Annotated in this window: 17 protein-coding genes; 9 read left to right on the top strand and 8 right to left on the bottom strand. The window is 65.8% G+C overall.

What is annotated here, in order from left to right:
* Positions 1-21: 21 nt before the first annotated feature.
* The 3 genes from BN1233_RS14540 to BN1233_RS14530 all read right to left on the bottom strand — a co-directional run bounded on the left by BN1233_RS14540 (position 22) and on the right by BN1233_RS14530 (position 2,600).
* Positions 22-840 (bottom strand): MBL fold metallo-hydrolase, encoded by an 819-nt coding sequence (locus tag BN1233_RS14540; RefSeq protein ID WP_244470911.1) that lies wholly within the window; start codon positions 838-840, stop codon positions 22-24.
* Positions 841-1,037: 197 nt separating this feature from the next.
* Positions 1,038-2,195 carry a DNA topoisomerase IB gene (locus BN1233_RS14535; RefSeq protein ID WP_046864277.1) on the bottom strand — a complete coding sequence of 386 codons (1,158 nt, stop codon included), beginning with the start codon at positions 2,193-2,195 and terminating at the stop codon, positions 1,038-1,040.
* A 108-nt stretch (positions 2,196-2,303) separates the two neighbouring features.
* Positions 2,304-2,600, bottom strand: coding sequence for a SemiSWEET family sugar transporter (locus BN1233_RS14530; RefSeq protein WP_046864276.1), 297 nt, complete (start codon positions 2,598-2,600; stop codon positions 2,304-2,306).
* Positions 2,601-2,734: 134 nt separating this feature from the next.
* Between BN1233_RS14530 and BN1233_RS14525 the strand changes: the two genes are divergently transcribed.
* Together BN1233_RS14525 and BN1233_RS14520 are read left to right on the top strand one after the other, a co-directional pair.
* The gene (locus tag BN1233_RS14525) at positions 2,735-3,883 is read left to right on the top strand and encodes a glycosyltransferase family 4 protein (protein WP_046864275.1); all 1,149 of its coding nucleotides are present in this window, start codon (positions 2,735-2,737) and stop codon (positions 3,881-3,883) included.
* Positions 3,880-4,530 carry a class I SAM-dependent methyltransferase gene (locus BN1233_RS14520; RefSeq protein ID WP_046864274.1) on the top strand — a complete coding sequence of 217 codons (651 nt, stop codon included), beginning with the start codon at positions 3,880-3,882 and terminating at the stop codon, positions 4,528-4,530. The genes BN1233_RS14525 and BN1233_RS14520 overlap by 4 nt, the downstream gene beginning before the upstream one ends.
* Positions 4,531-4,558: 28 nt before the next feature.
* Here the strand turns inward: BN1233_RS14520 and BN1233_RS14515 are convergent, their stop codons facing one another.
* Both BN1233_RS14515 and BN1233_RS14510 read right to left on the bottom strand, forming a co-directional pair.
* The gene (locus tag BN1233_RS14515) at positions 4,559-5,668 is read right to left on the bottom strand and encodes a patatin-like phospholipase family protein (RefSeq protein WP_074078300.1); all 1,110 of its coding nucleotides are present in this window, start codon (positions 5,666-5,668) and stop codon (positions 4,559-4,561) included.
* On the bottom strand, positions 5,607-6,392 hold the full coding sequence (locus BN1233_RS14510) for a 3-hydroxybutyrate dehydrogenase (RefSeq protein ID WP_046864273.1): 786 nt from the start codon (positions 6,390-6,392) through the stop codon (positions 5,607-5,609). Before BN1233_RS14510 ends, BN1233_RS14515 begins: the two co-directional genes overlap by 62 nt.
* 200 nt (positions 6,393-6,592) lie before the next feature.
* Here BN1233_RS14510 and BN1233_RS14505 point away from each other — a divergent pair, with 200 nt between their 5' ends.
* From BN1233_RS14505 to BN1233_RS14495, 3 genes are all read left to right on the top strand, one after another.
* On the top strand, positions 6,593-7,126 hold the full coding sequence (locus BN1233_RS14505) for a Fur family transcriptional regulator (RefSeq protein WP_147707245.1): 534 nt from the start codon (positions 6,593-6,595) through the stop codon (positions 7,124-7,126).
* Between the two features lie 504 nt (positions 7,127-7,630).
* A complete protein-coding gene (ispG, locus tag BN1233_RS14500; RefSeq protein WP_046864272.1) occupies positions 7,631-8,923 on the top strand; it encodes a flavodoxin-dependent (E)-4-hydroxy-3-methylbut-2-enyl-diphosphate synthase in 1,293 nt (430 codons plus the stop codon).
* A 272-nt stretch (positions 8,924-9,195) separates the two neighbouring features.
* Entirely contained in the window at positions 9,196-11,130 is a 1,935-nt protein-coding gene (locus BN1233_RS14495; RefSeq protein WP_197094597.1) for a potassium transporter Kup, read from the top strand.
* A 101-nt stretch (positions 11,131-11,231) separates the two neighbouring features.
* Here the strand turns inward: BN1233_RS14495 and BN1233_RS14490 are convergent, their stop codons facing one another.
* Complete coding sequence (locus tag BN1233_RS14490) at positions 11,232-12,173, bottom strand: polyprenyl synthetase family protein (protein ID WP_046864270.1); 942 nt, start codon at positions 12,171-12,173, stop codon at positions 11,232-11,234.
* Here BN1233_RS14490 and mtgA point away from each other — a divergent pair.
* Positions 12,172-12,975 (top strand): monofunctional biosynthetic peptidoglycan transglycosylase, encoded by an 804-nt coding sequence (mtgA, locus tag BN1233_RS14485; RefSeq protein WP_046864269.1) that lies wholly within the window; start codon positions 12,172-12,174, stop codon positions 12,973-12,975. The genes BN1233_RS14490 and mtgA overlap by 2 nt on opposite strands.
* Positions 12,976-13,117: 142 nt before the next feature.
* Positions 13,118-13,303, top strand: coding sequence for a 50S ribosomal protein L32 (gene rpmF, locus BN1233_RS14480; protein ID WP_046864268.1), 186 nt, complete (start codon positions 13,118-13,120; stop codon positions 13,301-13,303).
* Between the two features lie 93 nt (positions 13,304-13,396).
* Here rpmF and BN1233_RS14475 read toward each other — a convergent pair whose 3' ends face one another.
* Positions 13,397-13,789 (bottom strand): hypothetical protein, encoded by a 393-nt coding sequence (locus BN1233_RS14475; protein ID WP_147707243.1) that lies wholly within the window; start codon positions 13,787-13,789, stop codon positions 13,397-13,399.
* 163 nt (positions 13,790-13,952) lie between these two features.
* On the opposite strand from BN1233_RS14475, the gene BN1233_RS14470 reads away from it, so the two are divergent.
* Positions 13,953-15,536: an EAL domain-containing protein gene (locus BN1233_RS14470; RefSeq protein ID WP_046864266.1), complete on the top strand. Its 1,584-nt coding sequence runs from the start codon at positions 13,953-13,955 to the stop codon at positions 15,534-15,536.
* 39 nt (positions 15,537-15,575) lie between these two features.
* Here the strand turns inward: BN1233_RS14470 and phaR are convergent, their stop codons facing one another.
* Positions 15,576-16,136, bottom strand: a complete 561-nt coding sequence (gene phaR, locus BN1233_RS14465; RefSeq protein ID WP_046864265.1) for a polyhydroxyalkanoate synthesis repressor PhaR — start codon at positions 16,134-16,136, stop codon at positions 15,576-15,578.
* Positions 16,137-16,363: 227 nt separating this feature from the next.
* Here phaR and BN1233_RS14460 point away from each other — a divergent pair, with 227 nt between their 5' ends.
* A complete protein-coding gene (locus BN1233_RS14460) occupies positions 16,364-17,542 on the top strand; it encodes an acetyl-CoA C-acetyltransferase (protein ID WP_046864264.1) in 1,179 nt (392 codons plus the stop codon).
* The last annotated feature ends 337 nt before the right edge of the window (positions 17,543-17,879 follow it).

Here is a 17,879-nt window from a genome sequence, read left to right as displayed (position 1 = left end):
AAGTCCTACAGGAACCTCGTCTCACGAAACGTGCGCCGCATATCCTGCCTCGTGCCTGCGTGAGGCAGGCACTGCCGCCGACTCCTCCCGAGCCGGCGCACTCAGTTGCACGAGGGCTTCGTATTCGATCGGATCATGGCTGCAGAAGATCCGTACGCCGCGTCGCCGGTTGGCAAGCTCGCGCAGCCGGTCCTGGTTGTACAGCCGTTCCTCCCGGTCGACCTCCATCAGGCGCTGATAGGCGGCGAGGCCGGGTGTGCAATGCGGGTGGCGATTCATCTCGTACCGGTGGAAATAGGCGTCGCCGGCATTGAGAAGCCAGCCCTGCGGTGTCTCGATCGCGACGCCCGCATGTCCTGCCGTATGTCCGGGCAGCGGAATCATCAGAATTTCCGGCGGAAGTCCCGGGAGATCCCGGACGGCCTCGAAACCGAACCAGCGTTCCCCACCGGCCGAATGAAAATGCCAGTGACGGACATCATCCCATTGCTCCGGCCGGTAACGGCGGCGGGCGATGAAACCGTCCCGTGAGCGAGCGGCATCCACCTCGTTCTGCATGACATGGATCGTGGCCTCGGGAAAATCCTCGAGCCCGCCGGCATGGTCGAAATCGAGATGTGTGAGCACGATATGGCGAATGTCGCGCGCCGAGAATCCTCTGGCCTCGACTTCCGCGAGAGCCGTGAATCGCCAATCGAGCTGGATCCGATTCATGTGCACGAAAAGCGGGCTCAGGCGCTCGTAGGGGGCTGCAACATCGCGAGTCCCGAAGCCCGTGTCGATCAGAACAAGACCTTGGTTCGTCTCGACGAGCAGGCAATGGCAGATGAGCCGCCCCATCAGACCGGAGCTCGCACCATCCCAAAGACGACCTCCCCATGGACACATGCAACCACAATTGAGATGATGGACATGCATGTCGGGCACTCCGAACTGGATGATCGTGCCGAGAGCTGATCAGCGCGGTCCGATCGCCTCGGTTCCGGGGCAACGTCCGCCGCGGGATCCGGATCCCGCAGCCGATCCAGAGTCGCGGATCAGGCCCGCGCTTCGTGAGATTCCGGCCGGTGCGCCGTGCGTGTGCGCTTGCGCTTCTTCTTGGTCCCGGCCCCGGCTGCACTGGTGAGCCGGGCTTCGAGAAAGGTCAGTACTGCCGCCTCCTCGGGCTTCAACTCCGCAAGGCTGTCGCGCAGCTCGGCCTCGACTTGGTCACGGATTTCGAGGAGCAGGTCACCCTGCAGATAGCCGTTCAGCACCTCGGGATGGATGTAGCATTTGCGGCAGATGGTGGGTGTGTTCCCGAGCCGGGCTGCGACCTGCTCGATCGCCGCGCGCACGTTCTTCTTGGCGTGCGCCTGGCTGTCGAACTGCTCGAACGCCGACAGCGCCATCGCGGCGAGCACCGTTCCCGCCCAGGTGCGAAAATCCTTGGCCGTGATCTCGCTGCCGGTGATCTCCTTCAGGTAGGCGTTGACGTCGGAGGATGTCACGGTCTGCTGTTCGCCGGCCTCGTCGAGATACTGGAAGAGATGTTGGCCCGGCAGATCCTGACAGGCCTTCACGATTTTCGCGACGCGCCGGTCCTTGACCTGGAGCTGCCAGATGCGCCCGCTCTTGCCCTTGAATCGGAACTTCAGCTCCGATCGGCCGACGGCGACATGCGGATCCTTCAGGGTCGTCAGGCCGTAACTGCCGTTCTGCTTGGCGTAATCCGAATTGCCGACGCGGATCAGGGTCGTCTCGAGGAGATGCACGATGGTCGCGAGGACCTTCTCCCGCGGCAGGCCGGGCAGCGCCATGTGCTGCCGTATGGTCTCGCGCAGAGCGGGCAGCGCCTTCGCGAAGGCCACCATGTGCTCGTACTTGGTGCTCTCGCGAATCTCCCTGAAGGCCGAGTGGTAGCGGTACTGCTTGCGCCCCTTGGCGTCCCGTCCCGTAGCCTGGATGTGGCCGTCCGCGCGCGGGCAGATCCACACATCGGTCCAGGCCGGGGGAATGGCGAGCGCCCGAATCCGCGCCAGAGTATCCTTCTCCTCGACGCGCGTTCCGCCCGGCCCTTGATAGGAAAATCCCTTGCCGGCTTTCCGGCGGCGAATTCCGGGCTCCTCGTCCGAGACATAGCGCAAACCCGCGGAATGCGCGGCATCGCGAGGATCGACGACCGAGTCTTCTGTTGAACCTGTATCGAGCAGCATGACCGTTCCAGTCCGGCAGAGCAGGACGTCAACAGGGTCACGGGAGATCGAGTTCCGGGCCCTCGAGGTCGCAGCGCCGGACGATGCACGCCTTCAAAGGACGAGGTCTCATCCCGGGCGGGCGGGCTGCGGCTGCGGTTCGGGCTCGCGGCGCCTCGGCTGGCGAAGCTTGAGCACCAGGATCGTCCCGCTCAGGATGAGGCTGAGGGAATTAAAGACGATCAGAGGAAGGCTTCCCAGCAGGAAACCGTAGACGATCCACAACGAGAAGGCGGAGACGGTCACGAGATACATACGCTTCGAGATCGCCTCGGTCTTTCCCTCCCGCCAGGCCTTGATCACCTGCGGCACGAAGCTCGCCGTGGACAGGATTCCGGCGGCGGTTCCGAGAAGCGTGGGCAGCATGTTCTCCAACGCGGCACCTCGGTCTGATGCGAAAGGCCACGTGGCAACAGCGCATTCCGGATGAGGTTCCATGCCGGGCAGGAGGCGACTAGAAGGACGTCGCGCCCGATCGGCGCAGTCGTCCCAAAGGTCAGATGCTCGATTCCACTCCTCCGCTTGCCGGCCGAAAACTCGTCTTCGTGGTCACGGAGGACTGGTTTTTCGCATCCCACTTTCTCCCGATGGCGCGCGCGGCACGGGAACTCGGCCTTTCCGTCAAGGTCGTAACCCGGGTCCGCGAGCACAAGGATGTCATCGAGGCAACGGGAGCCCGGGTCGTCGCGCTCGAATCCGAACGCAGTAGCCTCAATCCGATGGCCGCCGGCTATGCCGCCGGGCAGCTCGCAGCCATCCTCAAGGCAGAGCGCGCGGAGATCGTGCATTGCATCGCCCTTCGGGGAATCCTCGTCGGAGGGTTTGCGGCCGTCCTCGCGGGGATTCCGCGCCGGGTTTTCGCGTTGACGGGCCTCGGCCTCCTCGGCGCACGCCGTGATCCGGTCGGACGGCTCGCCGGCGGTTTCCTGCGCACCGTGATCCGGGCCCTCCTCACCCCGCAGAGCCATCTCCTCGTCGAGAACCCCGACGATCCCGAACGCCTCGGACTCTCCGCCACCGATCCGCGCGTCACGATCGTTGGCGGAGCGGGGGTCGATCCGGATTTCTACGCGCCGCAGCCGATGCCGGACCAGCCTCCTCTGCGCCTTGCGGTCGTCGCCCGGATGCTGTGGTCGAAGGGAGTTGACATCGCGGTCGAGGCCGTGCGGCAGGCCCGCGCGATGGGAGCCCCCGTGGAACTCTCGCTCTACGGCGCGCCGGACCCGTCGAACCGGCGGGCAATCCCGGAAGCGACCCTGCGCGCCTGGAGCGAGGAGGAGGGAATCCGCTGGAAGGGCCGCACCCGAGACGTTGCGGGCGTCTGGCGGGACCATCATCTCGCCTGCCTGCCGTCGCGTGGCGGCGAGGGTCTTCCGAGGACCATTCTGGAAGCGGCCGCCTGCGGCCGCGGCATCCTGACGAGCGACGTCCCGGGATGCCGCGCCTTCGTCCGGGACGGCTGCGAGGGCCGGCTCTTTCCGCCGAACGATGCCGGTCGCCTCGCAGCCATCCTCGTCGAGCTGGCCCGCGACCCCGACGCCGTTCGCCGGCTGGGTGCCCATGCGCGTAGCAGAGTGCTCGACGGCTTCACGGAACGGGCCGTCATGAATTCGGTACAGGATCTCTACAGGCGGATCCTCACGACATGATCGGAGAACGGGCCGCGCTCATCCGCTCGCAGACGCGGCTGCGCCCCGTCCCGCACGCGCCCGAGATCAGCCTCCACGTGGCCGACGAGGCGACGGAACTCTGGCTGAAGACGGAGGAGGAACTCGGCGCGCTGGGCCTGCCGCCGCCCTTCTGGGCCTTCGCCTGGGCCGGAGGTCAGGCGCTCGCCCGCTACATCCTCGACCATCCGTCCATCACGCGTGGTCGGCACGTTCTCGACTTCGCATCCGGATCCGGGCTGGTCGCGATCGCCGCAGCGATGAGCGGCGCCGAGTCGGTCGAAGCCAGCGATATCGATCCCTTTGCCGTGGAGGCGATGCGGCTCAATGCGGAAGCCAACAATGTTGCGATCCGCGTGCGCGCGGAGAGCGTCCTAGGGCGCGACGAAGGCTGGGACGTCGTCCTGGCCGGCGACATCTGCTACGAGCGTGATCTCGCCGAAGCGGTGACGAAATGGCTCCATGCGCTCGCGCGTCGCGGCGCGAACGTGCTGATCGGCGATCCCGGACGCAGCTACCTGCCGCGCACGCAGCTGACGACAATCGCGACCTACGAGGTCCCCGTGACCCGTGCGCTCGAGGACAGCGAGATCAAGCGCAGCTCGGTCTGGCAATTTCTTCCCGATTGAGTCGCTTTCGGGCAGCCAGCGCCGCTGGTCAGGATACGACTTCTTTTAGATCGAGCGTTCCGCGGCGGCCAATCGCGTCGTAATTCTTCGCGAGCCACCTCTGTGCCACCGCGCGGCCAGCCTCCTTCAATTCCAGAAAGAACGACCAATCTGCATTCATGCGTGACGACGCCTCGTGATCGTCGAGCACCCCGCTGCCGTCGATGCGGTGCATGAGAACGCGTTTGTAGTCCTTCCGCGAGAGCTTTCCGTCATCGATGAGCCGCGTGACGAATTCGATGGCGCGGAGTTCGCGCAGAAGATTGCCGTTGAAGGTGATCTCGTTGAGACGATTCTGGATCTCGCTCGCGGTCCGCGGCGTCTCGCGTCGCTCGACCGGATTGATCTGCACGAGGAGAACATCGTCCGACCAAGTGTCGTAGAAGAGCGGGAAGAGCGCCGGATTGCCCATATAGCCGCCGTCCCAATAGGGAACGCCGTCGATCTCGACGGCACGGAACACGGTCGGCAGGCAGGCCGAGGCCATGAGGTGGTCGGCGGTGAGCTCCTCGCGGCTGAACACCTTGATCTTGCCGGTCCAGACATTCGTCGCCGAAACGAACACCGACACCTCACGGCAATCACGAACGCGATCGAAATCGATCAATTCGGCGATGGCGTCCCGCAGCGGATTGATGTCGAGCGGATTGAATTCGTAGGGGCTGAGGCTCGGCGCGACGAAGTGGCCCCAATTGTGCGGGCTCCAGGCCGCGAAGAGGCGGCCGAAGAGATCTTGCTGAAGCCCCGAAAGCCGTCCGGTGTAGCTTACCCGCCGCCAGAACTGCTCGAGTTGCGCTCTCGCGCCGTCGACGCCGCCCTCGTGCCAGCCTTCGATGAGCACGATCGCATTCATCGCGCCTGCGCTTGCGCCCGTGAAGGCCTCGAAGGCGAGCCGCCCGTCCTCCAGGAGTGCGTCCAGTACGCCCCAGGTGAAGGCGCCGTGGGCGCCGCCGCCCTGAAGCGCGAGCGATACGGTCTTCTCGGCGCCGGGTCCGCGAATGCCGGATCGGCGTACGGCGCGCGCCGCGCCGCGGCCGTCATTGCGCGGTCCAGCCGCCGTCCATGGAGATATTGGCGCCCGTGATCTGACTCGCGGCATCCGAGGTCAGGAAGACGGCCATCGCAGCGACCTGCTCGACCGTGACGAACTGCTTCGTAGGTTGCGCCTGCAGCAGCACGTCGTTGATCACCTGCTCCTTGGTGAGATTGCGCGCCTTCATGGTGTCGGGAATCTGGCGCTCGACGAGCGGGGTCCAGACATAGCCGGGGCTGATGCAGTTCACCGTGATCTTATGGGTCGCGAGCTCGAGAGCGACGGTCTTCGTGAGACCGGCGATGCCGTGCTTGGCGGCCACATAGGCGGACTTGAAGGGAGAGGCGACGAGGGAATGCGCGGAGGCCGTGTTGATGATGCGCCCCCAGCCGCGCTGCTTCATGCCGGGCACCACCGCGCGGATGGCATGAAAGGCCGAGGAGAGATTGATCGCGATGATCGCATCCCACTTGTCGACCGGGAACTCCTCGATCGGGGAGACATGCTGGATTCCGGCATTGTTCACGAGGATGTCGACGGCCCCGAACTCCTTCTCCGCCTTCAGGATCATCGCGGTGATCTCGTCGGGCTTCAACATATCGCCAGGCGAATAAATCGCCCTGACCTCGAACTCGGCCTCGATGCCGGCCCGCGCCCTCTCGATCTCCTCCGGCGCGCCGAAGCCGTTGAGGACAACATCCGCGCCCTCCTTCGCGAGCGCTCGGGCGATCGCGAGTCCGATCCCGCTCGTGGACCCCGTGACGACAGCAGCTTTCGATTTCAGGAACATGGCCGGTCTCCAGTAAGCCTGGGCCTGAGGTAGAATGGTGCAGTGCAAAAGTCACCCTGCGAGCCAGTCATCGTAGCTCAGGCGCCCAAATCCGCAGCAGATTTCATCCCGGCGACCGGAGTCGATCCGAGGGCGCCCAGTGGATTTCACATGAACAAGAGATTAATGTGTCGCCGGGGAATGGGTCAGCCGGAGGAGCTGTGTCGGATTTATCAGCATCCGCACTCCCGGGAACGACCGCCGCCTCCTGCGCGCATGCGATCGAGCAATCTACGCGGGCCGAAGCGGCCCTCGCCGCAGCAGAGGCCAAGTGCCACGCGCAGGGCGTGCGCCTCACGCCCATCCGGCGCCAGGTCCTCGCAACCCTCTACGGAACGCATCGCCCCCTTGGGGCTTACGACCTCGCGGAGCAGCTCGCCCCTAAGGGACGGCGCCTCGCTCCGATCACCGTTTACCGCGCGCTCGATTTCTTGATCGAACAGCACCTCGTTCACCGGCTGGTCAGCCTGAATGCCTATGTGGCCTGCCCTCATGCGCATAGCGACGGCAAGCCGGTCGCCTTCCTGATCTGCGAGGCCTGCGGCGGCGTCGACGAGATCGAGCAGCCGGCGCTCGCAGAGGCGCTCTCGGAGCTCCTGTCCGGCGAGGGTTTCCAGTCCCGCACGACGACCATCGAAATCACCGGCGCCTGCGCGCATTGTGGCGACGGCAGCGCCGTTGCACGATCGCTCTGACGCGCTCCGAAGCGGCACGCGCACTGTAGAGCACCGTTAGAGACGTCACCCGGCTGCTCGTTAGAGATGTCACCTCCCCGAGTGCGGATAACGGGGAGCTCGGGTCCTATGACGGTGATCGCGATGCGTCGTCTGGAGATCGACCGCAGCGCGGCTGCGCAACTTGATCAGCTCCGCCGCGCTGCTCGGCGCCAAGGCCTCCCGCGCCGCTGATATCTCGGGTGAAAGCCTTGAAGGTGACATCTCTAACGGGGACAATCAGCGACTTGTCTAACGGGTTCTGACACGCACCGTCACGACCCGAAGGCTTGCCAGGAGTCGGCTGCGCTCTCGTGCGACGAGGCAGCCTTCCCGCGATGCTTGACTGAACCGCTATGACGCATCAGCTAGGGTCGGAGCGATCCGGTCGGCAACCGAGCGCCAAGCCTCCTGGTTCGAATCGCGGCCGGGACCGGTGAGACCTCTCCGGCCCGGATATGCTCCACACACGGAACCGGATTACCGATGCCGCTTTCTCCCGCCGCGCGTGCTGCCCACATCGATACTCCGCCGGAAGCAGGACCGGCTGCCCGGCACCGGACGGTTGCCGTCCAGGTCGGTTCGGTCACGGTCGGCGGCGGCGCCCCGATCGTCGTGCAATCCATGACGAACACCGACACGGCGGATGTCGACGCGACGGTCGCCCAGGTGGCAGCCCTCGCCCGGGCAGGGTCCGAGATCGTCCGCATCACGGTCGATCGGGACGAGGCCGCCACCGCAGTTCCGAAGATCCGTGAGCGTCTGGATCGGCTTGGCGTCGGCGTCCCCCTCGTGGGCGACTTCCATTACATCGGTCACAAGCTCCTGGAGGATCACCCCGCAGCCGCGGAGGCTCTCGACAAATACCGGATCAATCCCGGCAATGTCGGCTTCAAGGAGAAGAAGGAGCGCCAGTTCGGCGCCATCGTCGAGACGGCCCTCCGGCACGGAAAGGCCATCCGCATCGGAGCGAACTGGGGCTCGCTGGACCAGGAACTCCTGACCAGCCTGATGGACGCGAACGCCAAGGCGGAACGCCCGGTCAGCGCGCGCGCAATCACCCGCGAAGCCATGGTGCAGTCGGCGCTCTTGTCCGCCGCCAGGGCGGAGGAGATCGGTCTTCCGCGCAATCGCATCATCCTCTCCGCCAAGGTGTCCGCGGTCCAGGACCTGATCGCCGTCTATCGGGATCTCGCGCAACGGTCCGACTACGCGATCCATCTCGGCCTGACCGAGGCCGGGATGGGATCGAAAGGCCTCGTCGCCTCGTCCGCCGCCATGGGCATCCTCCTCCAGGAGGGGATCGGGGACACGATCCGCTATTCCCTGACACCGGAGCCGGGCGGCGATCGCACGCTCGAGGTGAAGGCCACCCAGGAGCTTCTGCAGACGATGGGCTTCCGGAGCTTCGTGCCGCTCGTGGCGGCCTGTCCGGGCTGCGGCCGCACGACTTCGACCGTGTTCCAGGAGCTGGCGCGGGATATCCAGACTTGGATTTCCGAGTCGATGCCGGAGTGGCGCCGCCAGTATCCAGGCGTCGAGGCCCTTAATGTGGCGGTCATGGGCTGCATCGTGAACGGGCCCGGCGAGTCGAAGCATGCCCATATCGGGATTTCGCTTCCGGGCACGGGAGAGCAGCCCACTGCGCCGGTCTTCATCGACGGCCGCAAGGCCGTGACGCTGCGCGGCCCAACCCTTGCGCGCGATTTCCAGGAAATCGTCCGGGACTATATCGAGAAGCGCTTCGGCACCCGGAAGGGCTCGGTCGCAGCCGAATAGCAGGGGATTACCCGCCTGGGCCGGCTCGGTCCGGCCGCTCCCCGTCGGACCATCTTCTTCGGATCACAGGAACTCGGCACCTGCGGCTGCATTCTCCGCAGGGGATTCGAGGTTATGGGCGCCACTCTGGAATGGCTGTTTTGCCGTCGTGAAGGCTATGCTAGAGAGCCGCCTCTTCGAGGAGACGGCTGCCATGTCCGGAAAGGAATGGCCGCCAGGGGATGGAACCCCCTCCAGGGTCGCCAATGCGGCTCGCAGCCAGCAGATCATTCATGCCCGACATCCAAGCCGCCGCTTCCGCGCCTCCCGACGTGCAGCGCGAGCCTTCTCACGGTGCCGCTGAAGGTCACTCGCAGGCCAGCTTCTGGACGCTGACGCTCGGATCGCTCGGCGTCGTTTACGGCGACATCGGAACGAGCCCACTCTATGCGTTTCGGGAATCGATCGCTGCCGCGTCCCAGGGCACCAGCGCGACCGAGGATATCGTCATCGGCGTCCTCTCGATCATCCTGTGGTCCCTCATCCTGGTCGTGACGATCAAATACGTCCTGATCCTCCTGCGGGCCGACAACAAGGGAGAAGGCGGGACGCTGACTCTCGTGGCCCTGGCCCAGCGCGCCCTCGGCGGACGTCGAATCGCGATCCTGTTGCTCGGCATTACGGGGGCCGGCCTGTTCTATGGCGACGCGGTCATCGCGCCGGCGATCTCGGTGCTGTCGGCCGTGGAAGGATTGAAGCTCGCCACGCCCGGTCTCGAAGCCTATGTGGTTCCGATCACCCTTGCGATCCTGGTCGCCCTTTTTGCGGTACAGAGCCATGGAACGGGACGCGTCGCAGCCCTTTTCGGCCCCATCATGGTGCTCTGGTTCGCGACTCTCGCGGTGACCGGGGCTATTCACATCGCGGACGATCCGACCGTCCTGCGCGCCATCAACCCGTTCAACAGCTTCATCTTCTTCTATGAGCATCCGGGAATTTCACTGGCCGTGCTCGGCACGGCCTGCCTGTCGGTCTCGGGAGCGGAAGCGCTCTATGCCGATCTTGGGCATTTCGGACGCGGGCCGATCCGCGCCGCATGGCTCGGCTTCGTGTTCCCGGCCCTCGTGATCAATTATTTCGGCCAAGGCGCCCTCGTCCTCTCGGACCCCGCGGCGGCGGAGCATCCGCTCTACCGCCTCGTGCCGGAATGGGGGCTTCTGCCGATGGTGTTCCTAGCGACGGTCGCGACGATCATCGCGAGCCAGGCCGTCATCACCGGCGCGTTCTCGCTGACGCGCCAGGCCGTGCAGCTCGGCCTCCTGCCGCGGCTCGAGATCCGCTTCACGTCCGAATCCCACCAGGGGCAGATCTATCTTCCGCGGGTGAACTCGCTGCTCCTCGTCGGCGTGATCGTTCTCGTCCTCGCCTTCCAGACATCGAGCAACCTCGCGCACGCGTACGGACTTTCGGTGTTCGGCGCGATGTCGATCGACGCCATTCTCGCGGTGATCGTGATCTGGAAAGGGTGGCGCTTCTCGCTCTGGCTCTCTCTCCTGATCATGCTGCCGTTCCTCGTGATCGACTTCGCCTTCTTCGGAGCGAACCTGACGAAAGTCCTCACGGGAGGCTACGTGCCGGTGTTCCTGGCCGGAGCGCTCATCCTGGTCATGTGGACCTGGGTGAAGGGCACGGGGATCCTGTTCGAGAAGACACGGCGGACGGATGTCCCGCTCCAGGAACTGATCGGCATGCTGCAGAAGAGCCCGCCCCATCGAGTCAAGGGGACTGCGGTGTTCCTCACGAGCGATCCTGACACCTCGCCGGCTGCGCTCCTGCATAATCTGAAGCACAACAAGGTCCTGCACGAGAAGAACGTCATCCTCACCGTCCGGACCCTCGACATTCCCCGTGTCGAGGACGAGGACCGGGTCAGGGTCGAGCACCTCGGCGACTCGTTCTGGAAGGTCGAGATGACCTATGGCTACGTGGAAACGCCGAACATCCCTCGCGCTCTCGCGATCCTGCGCAAGCAGGGGTTCAAGTTCGACATCATGGCGACCTCGTTCTTCCTCAGCCGCCGGTCGATCCGTCCCGCAGCACAATCCGGGATGCCGCTCTGGCAGGACAAGCTCTTCATCGGGCTGGCGAAATCGGCGAGCGACGCGACAGACTTCTTCCAGATCCCGACCGGTCGGGTGGTCGAGGTCGGCACGCAGGTGACCGTCTGAGCCGGCCTCCGCTGCATCCGGGGCGGCACCACGACGATCCGATCTCCGCGCCCTATCGTGGGGAACCGAACGGTCTTCGGGTCGAGTTCCCTGGATTCGGCTCAGACGCGCCGTTCGGCGGCAAACCGCGCCGCGTCCCGGAGAATGTCGGCCTCCGGCCCGAAATCCTGCAGGGACCGGTGCGCCTCCTCGACGAGGCGCCGGCATTCGGCCCGCGCTGCGTCGAGGCCGAGAAGATCGACGAGGGTGGCCTTCCCGCGGTCGCGATCCTTTCCGGTCCGCTTGCCGAGCGACTCGGCCGTGGCCTCCCGGTCGAGAATGTCGTCGGCGACCTGGAAGGCCGCGCCGAGCGCTGTGCCGAAGCGCTTCAGCGCCTCTCGCTGCCGGGGCTCGGCGCGGCCCAGGATTGCCCCCGCCTCGGCGCTGAAGGCGAGGAGCGCACCGGTCTTCATGGCTTGCAGGCGACGCACCTGTTCGAGATCGAGGGCGGCCTCGCCATAACGGCCTTCCGCGGCGAGATCGAGCATCTGCCCGCCCACCATGCCGCCAAGGCCGGCAGCACGCGCGAGCCCCAGCACGAGGGTTGCGCGAATCTCGGGATCAGGATCGGTTCGGGGATCCGCCAGGATTTCGAAGGCAAGGGTCTGGAGGGCATCTCCGACGAGGATCGCCGTGGCCTCGTCATAGGCTTTGTGGACGGTCGGCCGGCCCCGCCGGAGGTCATCGTCGTCCATCGCGGGGAGATCGTCGTGCACGAGGGAGTAGCAGTGCAGAAGCTCGATTCCGGATGCGGCACGAAGCGCCGCCTTGGTTTCGACGCCGAAAATTCGGGCCACCTCGACGACGAGGCATGGCCGCAGCCGCTTTCCGCCTGCCAGCACCGCATGCCGCATCGCGGCCGTGAGCCGTTCCGGACGCGCGATCTCGCCGCCCCTGATGTCGTCCGACAGAAGCTCTTCGAGAATCGCTTCGACCTCGCCGGCCGTCGCGGCAAGGCGATCCCGGAAGGTCTGGCTCGTGGAGGTGGCAGGAAACTGTGACATGTTCGGAGTCGGTCCACGAAATGGCGCGGCCCTCCAGGCCGTCGCGGAAACGGAACAGGCGCCGGCCGGCGCGGGTGTCGGTGGCAGGCAGCCGATGAGCTTCGCTCGAATCCTTCGCCGGGTCGTCCGCCTGATCCTGGGGATCGCCCTCTTATGGGGCCTTGCGGTTCTTTTGCTAGGCCTCGCCTATCGCGTCGTTCCCCCGGTCTCGACCCTGATGGCCGGCCGGTGGCTCACCGGGGCCGAGGTGAGGCGCGACTGGACCGACCTGAAGGGCATTTCACGCCAGCTGCCGCTCGCCGTGATCGCTTCCGAAGACGGCCGCTTCTGCCTGCACGAGGGCGTCGACTGGGATGCCCTGTGGTCCGTCATCGAGGCCGCGGACGGGAATGGCCCTTCCCGCGGCGCCTCGACGATCGCGATGCAGACCGCCAAGAACCTCTTCCTGTGGCCGAGCCGATCCTATGTCCGGAAAGGGCTCGAGCTCCCCATCGCCCTGTACCTCGACCTCGTCTGGCCGAAGCAGCGGGTCATCGAGGTCTATCTGAACATCGCCGAGTGGGGAGAGGGTATTTTCGGCGCCGAGGCCGCGGCCCGGACCTACTTCAGAAAGAGCGCCACGCAGCTGACCCGCCGCGAGGCGGCCCTCCTCGCGACCGCGCTCCCGAATCCACTGGCCCGCAACCCGGCGCGGCCGAGCGCCCAACATCGGGCGCTTGCCGCGCGGGTGCTCCAGCGCATGAACGGAACGCCGGCCGATTGCCTTTCGCCGGGATCTGGTCTACGAGCCCCGCGTGCATGAGGTCGAGCTGGGCGGCGGCCGGTTTTCCGGTTTTTGCGCTGGTCAAACCGCAGCGACCTCTGTATAAGGCGCGACCTCACCGATATTCGTGTGCGAGCGTGACCCGTCTCACCGGGCGGCTCGTTGTTGACTGGAGATTCCGATGGCCGTTCCGAAGCGGAAAACATCGCCGTCGCGGCGCGGTATGCGTCGCTCTGCCGATGCCCTCAAGGCCCCGACCTATGTCGAGGACAAGGATTCGGGCGAACTGCGTCGCCCGCACCACATCGATCTGAAGACCGGCATGTATCGCGGTCGCCAGATCCTGAAGGTGAAGACCGAGGCCTGATCGCCTCCGCATCACGTTCCGAAGAGGCCGGCCCGAGCGCCGGCCTTTTTCATGCCGGGAGGTCTGCGCCACAGGAGTGCCCCGCACCCTGTATCAGACTCGCTTCGACAAACGCCCCAGGCTATCCGCAGCCGGTCCCCGATAGGAGCGCACGGCCTGTCCCGGTCCCGCGCGGCGGCGAGCGCGCATCTGGGGCACTCCTTCGCGACAGGCCAGGAGCTGCGTCAGGAAACCCACGTCCGGCCGTGCGACCGGTGCCCGCCTCGTCTCGTCGCCATCGAGCCTGGTAAGCGAACGTCCCTGGTCCCGTGGATCCGTCTCGGAGACGGAACCGGCAGGCGCCTCCGGTGACGGCACGGATTGGTCGTCAAGGGCGGGCTTCGCCCGGATCTCCGAGGCTCGCATCTTCCCGGTCTCTCCGTCTGCCCGGACGCGTTCGGCTCGCGCCATTCCGGGCTCGTATTTACCTGCCGTTAAGCTCGACATTTGCATCTTGACGAGGTGGAATCCAGGGTTCCACCGGCCGATGCGGCCGGTTTTCCTTTCATGGTTTCCGCCCCCACCCGTGCTGCTGGTGCAAGGCTGGTCTTTGCCGCGAACCGGCAGCCCATTGTCATTCGCCTATCCCGGATTGCGGAAGGATCACGTCATGGCGCGGCGAAGCCGGATCGGGAGACTCCGGGCGGCTATCGGGTGGAATGCACCGGGTGAACCGGCCGGCAGCATCTCGGCCATTCTCGCCGTCGGGGCCTCCGTCGCCATGACCTGGGATCTCACGAGCGACCGGCTCACGCTCGAGTCGCCGCACGGATCCGCGGTCGTGACCGGCACCGACTTCGCCGATCTCGTCGATGCTCGAGGCGACACGGATCGCCGCGACATGATCCTGCACGCCGTGCAGGACGAGCCCGGCAGCGCTCCCTTTCGGGGCCGATACTCTCTCTGGCTGTCGCGCAATCGCCTCATCACCGTCGAGGAGACCGGGCGCTGTTTCCTGATGGCCGACGGACGCCCTTTCCGGGCCGAGTCCATGCTCCGTCTCGAGGACAATGCGGCTCCGGGACAGGCGGGCAGCCCGTCCGGAGACCGCTTCGCGGCACTGACGGCGATCGCCGAGGCCGCGAGCCGGGCCGGACGATCGAATCGCACCGGAACGCTCGTCGTCGGCACGATCGAGCCCGACACTGCCGATCCGGAAGGAGGATTTTCCCGTGCGGCGCGTCTTGCGCGGTCCCTTCTGCGCCAGGGCGACCGCCTGATGCCGCTCGGCGAAAATTCCTTCGTGCTGCTCCTTCCCTCCTGTCCGAGCGAGGAGGCACCGGCGGCTCTCGTCCGGCTGGAGCACCTCCTGCGCGATGGATGTTCCGGAGAACCGTCCTTCCGGCTCGCGGCGGGCGACCTCACCGGTGGGGCCCTCGATCCGGGTCAGACCCTCAGGGCCCTCGAGCGAGAGCTGAGACCCGCGCATCTGGCGGCAGTTCTCGAGGCGAATCCTGCCGCGAACGTTCTGGACGCCCTGAACGGCCGGTCGCTCAACCTTCTGCTTCGGCCTGTGGTCGACGCGGCGAACCGGCAGGCAACCTTTCATGTCGCGGTTGCGGCCCTCCCGTCCCAAGCCGGCCCGCGTGCGGCTCCCGAGATCCGGCAGGCCGCCGAACAGGCGGGACTCTCCTTGCTTCTCGAGTCCCGCCTCCTCGAGCTCGTCGCGGACATCCTCATCGCCAATCCGGGCCTGCGCATCGCATTGCCGGTCGCCGCGTCGACACTCGCCAATCGCGAGTGGCTCACGATCGTCGCGGCTCACATCGGGGCAAGACCCGGGATCGGATCGCGCCTTCTAATCGAGACCTCGGTGCGAGGCCTCTCGCGTCACCGCACCATCGGGGGCCGGCTCGCGGCCCTGAAGGCTCTGGGTGTCGGAACGGTGCTCCGCGGAGTCGGAATCGGGCCGACGTCCGTTTCCGAGCGTGCCCTGCGCACTCTGTCGGTCGATATCCTCGCCATCGACGGCAGGCTCGCCCAGTCCTTCCGACGGTCGCCTGAGGACGGCGAAAGGGTGAGACGTCCGATCGAACAGGCCCAGCGGCTCGGCGGCGCGACCTGCGCCGAGTGGGTGGATGATCCTTCCCTGGCCCGGGCGCTCACCCTTGCGGGCATCGATTATCTCGAGGGTCCGCTCTTCCCCGCAGTATCGCCGATGGAAGGCCGTCAGAGGCTCACCGCCCGCGGCTGATCTCCTGTCGTCGGCCCGCAACGGCCGACAGCCAGCGCATTACTTGTGCGTCAGGGAATCGAGCTTCTCCTGCATCTCCTTCATCTGACGCCTGAGGGCCTCGATGTCGTCCGCTGGGGCGGCGCCATCCTTGGCTTCGTCCGCGCGCTTCGGGAAGGGTGAGAAGATCCGCATCGCTTCCGTGAAGAACTTCATGTTCGAGCGCACTTGGTCTTCCATGGCCTGGAAGGCGCCGGGCCCGAATGCGTGAGCCATCTGTTCCCGAAGCTTCTGCTGCTCCCGGGAGAGGTTTTCCATCGAGAGCTCGAGATAGCGCGGAACGAGGGCCTGGAGACTGTCCCCGTAAAAGCCGATCAGCTGGCGCAGCACCGTCACGGGCAGGAGGCTCTGACCTTCCTTGCTCTCCTGCTCGAAGATGATCTGCGTCAGGACCGACCGCGTGATGTCCTCTCCGGATTTCGCGTCATAGACCACGAAATCCTCGCCATTGCGGACCATCTTCGCGAGGTCCTCGAGGGTCACGTAGGCGGAGGTTCCCGTGTGATAGAGGCGCCGGTTGGCGTATTTCTTGATGACCGTAGGCTGCTTTTCCGTCGCCATGCTGTACCGTTCACCGTGGCGACCCGGATCCTCCGGTGGCAGGATCGGAGGCCGCTGAGAGGAGACTTTAGGCATTTCCGTTCCCATCGCAAACGGATGTCGCTCAGGAGGTGTGTAAAATGCACGCCTGACCCTCGCCCGAGCAGCCTTGACTTCCCACTGCCCGGGCTTTTCATCGACGAGACGGCGTCGGTCCGCAGGACCCGCCTGCACAATAGGAGAAGCACATGGCCACAGCAGACATCGTCATCGTTGGCGCAGCGCGCACGCCTGTCGGGTCGTTCAATGGAGCCTTTGCAAACACCCCGGCTCACGACCTCGGCGCCATAGCGATCAAGTCTGCGCTCGAACGTGCGAAGGTCGACGCCTCGGAGGTCGACGAGGTCATTCTCGGACAGATCCTCACGGCAGGTCAGGGCCAGAATCCCGCCCGGCAGGCCGCCATGGCAGCCGGCATCCCGCAGGAAAAGACAGCCTGGGGCCTGAACCAGCTATGCGGGTCAGGGCTGCGCGCCGTCGCCATCGGAATGCAGCAGATCGCCAACGGCGATGCGTCGATCATCGTGGCAGGCGGTCAGGAATCCATGTCCCAGGCGCCGCATGCCGCGCATATGCGCGCCGGCACCAAGATGGGCGACTTCAAGCTCGTCGACACCATGCTGCGCGACGGACTGATGGATGCGTTCCACGGCTACCATATGGGCAACACGGCCGAGAACGTCGCCCAGCGCTGGCAGCTCACCCGCGAGGAGCAGGATCAGTTCGCGGTCTCCTCGCAGAACAAGGCCGAGGCTGCGCAGAAGGCCGGCCGGTTCAAGGACGAGATCGTCCCGGTGACGATCAAGGGTCGCAAGGGCGACACCGTCGTCGACCAGGACGAATACATCCGCCCGGGAACGACGATGGATGCCGTCGCGAAGCTGCGGCCGGCCTTCTCGAAGGAGGGGACTGTCACGGCCGGAAACGCATCGGGCATCAATGACGGCGCGGCAGCTGCCGTGCTGATGACCGCCGCGGAGGCCGAGCGACGTGGGCTGACGCCGCTGGCCCGGATCGCGTCCTGGGCAACCGCGGGCGTCGACCCGGCCATCATGGGCACCGGCCCGATCCCGGCCTCCCGCAAGGCCCTCGAGAAGGCAGGCTGGAAGGTCCAGGACCTCGAGCTCGTCGAGGCGAACGAGGCGTTCGCGGCCCAGGCGCTGGCGGTGAACAAGGACATGGGCTGGAACCCCGAGATCGTGAACGTGAACGGCGGCGCGATTGCGATCGGACATCCGATCGGCGCCTCCGGGGCCCGGGTTCTCAGCACGCTGCTCTACGAGATGCAGAAGCGGGGAGCCAAGAAGGGCCTCGCCACGCTCTGCATCGGCGGCGGCATGGGCATCGCCATGTGCCTGGAGCGCTGAGGCTCGAATCTGTGCGATGAGCGGGAGCATTCGCATCGGATTGCTCCCGCCCTCGAATGTTGCGTCAGGATTGGCCTCCGGAAACCGGCCTCTATTTCTCGACGTGTGCGTCAGTCGACGGGCGAGTCCGGCCGCATCGCCAGGATGCGGCACTTCCGCGGTCAGAGTTTTCACACGAGTATCGGTCGAGCGCGTTCGGCAGGCTTTCGACCTTCGTCTGAAGGTCGAAAGCCCTCGCGAGAATGAGACGACTCCTGCAGCGTCTTCGGGCATCGTTCCTGATGCCCGAAGACGCTCGGGAGTATTGAGTGGATCCTCGAGAGATCCACTCGGGACG

Origin of the sequence: Microvirga massiliensis (assembly GCF_001006805.1) — a bacterium.
Classification (GTDB): Bacteria; Pseudomonadota; Alphaproteobacteria; order Rhizobiales; family Beijerinckiaceae; genus Microvirga; species Microvirga massiliensis.
The sequence above is the reverse complement of the archived record's forward strand: the minus strand, read 5'-3'. Positions and strand labels throughout refer to the sequence as shown.

Coding starts and splice junctions, on each gene's coding strand:
- BN1233_RS14520 (WP_046864274.1), top strand. CDS start 3,880: ATGATCGGAGAACGGGCCGCGCTCATCCGCTCGCAGACGCGGCTGCGC.
- BN1233_RS14540 (WP_244470911.1), bottom strand. CDS start 840: ATGGGGCGGCTCATCTGCCATTGCCTGCTCGTCGAGACGAACCAAGGT.
- BN1233_RS14510 (WP_046864273.1), bottom strand. CDS start 6,392: ATGTTCCTGAAATCGAAAGCTGCTGTCGTCACGGGGTCCACGAGCGGG.
- phaR (WP_046864265.1), bottom strand. CDS start 16,136: ATGGCGACGGAAAAGCAGCCTACGGTCATCAAGAAATACGCCAACCGG.
- BN1233_RS14470 (WP_046864266.1), top strand. CDS start 13,953: ATGGCGCGGCGAAGCCGGATCGGGAGACTCCGGGCGGCTATCGGGTGG.
- BN1233_RS14460 (WP_046864264.1), top strand. CDS start 16,364: ATGGCCACAGCAGACATCGTCATCGTTGGCGCAGCGCGCACGCCTGTC.
- BN1233_RS14535 (WP_046864277.1), bottom strand. CDS start 2,195: ATGCTGCTCGATACAGGTTCAACAGAAGACTCGGTCGTCGATCCTCGC.
- ispG (WP_046864272.1), top strand. CDS start 7,631: ATGCCGCTTTCTCCCGCCGCGCGTGCTGCCCACATCGATACTCCGCCG.
- BN1233_RS14490 (WP_046864270.1), bottom strand. CDS start 12,173: ATGTCACAGTTTCCTGCCACCTCCACGAGCCAGACCTTCCGGGATCGC.
- BN1233_RS14530 (WP_046864276.1), bottom strand. CDS start 2,600: ATGCTGCCCACGCTTCTCGGAACCGCCGCCGGAATCCTGTCCACGGCG.
- BN1233_RS14525 (WP_046864275.1), top strand. CDS start 2,735: ATGCTCGATTCCACTCCTCCGCTTGCCGGCCGAAAACTCGTCTTCGTG.
- BN1233_RS14475 (WP_147707243.1), bottom strand. CDS start 13,789: ATGTCGAGCTTAACGGCAGGTAAATACGAGCCCGGAATGGCGCGAGCC.
- BN1233_RS14515 (WP_074078300.1), bottom strand. CDS start 5,668: ATGCCGCGAGTCAGATCACGGGCGCCAATATCTCCATGGACGGCGGCT.
- rpmF (WP_046864268.1), top strand. CDS start 13,118: ATGGCCGTTCCGAAGCGGAAAACATCGCCGTCGCGGCGCGGTATGCGT.
- mtgA (WP_046864269.1), top strand. CDS start 12,172: ATGTTCGGAGTCGGTCCACGAAATGGCGCGGCCCTCCAGGCCGTCGCG.
- BN1233_RS14495 (WP_197094597.1), top strand. CDS start 9,196: ATGCCCGACATCCAAGCCGCCGCTTCCGCGCCTCCCGACGTGCAGCGC.